Origin of the sequence: Streptomyces doebereineriae (assembly GCF_031845645.1) — a bacterium.
Classification (GTDB): domain Bacteria; phylum Actinomycetota; class Actinomycetes; order Streptomycetales; family Streptomycetaceae; genus Streptomyces; species Streptomyces canus.
Genome location: NZ_JAVREZ010000486.1, coordinates 1 through 412, shown reverse-complemented (window position 1 = coordinate 412; position 412 = coordinate 1). Strand labels below are relative to the sequence as shown.

Annotated in this window: 1 protein-coding gene; it reads left to right on the top strand. The window is 69.9% G+C overall.

The annotated features are described in order from the left end of the window. Positions 1-322 (top strand): SDR family NAD(P)-dependent oxidoreductase (locus RNB18_RS52890; RefSeq protein WP_311721163.1); only part of this gene is annotated, 322 nt, incomplete at its 5' end. Positions 323-412 lie beyond the last annotated feature (90 nt).

Here is a 412-nt window from a genome sequence, read left to right as displayed (position 1 = left end):
GGGTAACACCGGTGTGCCCGGAGGTAAGGCCGCCTACTGCGCTTCCAAGGCCGGGATGACCTCGCTGGGCGAGTCGTTGCGCGCCGAATACGACAAGGGCCCCATCCGGGTGACCGTGATCGAGCCGGGCTACATCGAGTCGGAGATGACGGCCAAGTCGGCGACCACCATGCTGATGGTCGACAACGAGACCGGCGTCCGCGCGATGGTCGAGGCCATCGAGAAGGAGAAGGGCCGGGCCGTGGTGCCGCGCTGGCCGTGGGCCCCGCTTACTCAGGTGATGCGGCTGCTACCGCCGAAGTACACCAAGCGTTTCGCCTGAGCTGTTCGCCCGGCGTCAGGGCACGTGCACGCAGCCGACGCCGGGAACACAGCCGCCGCCACCGCCGGGGCCGCCACCGCCGCTCGGGCC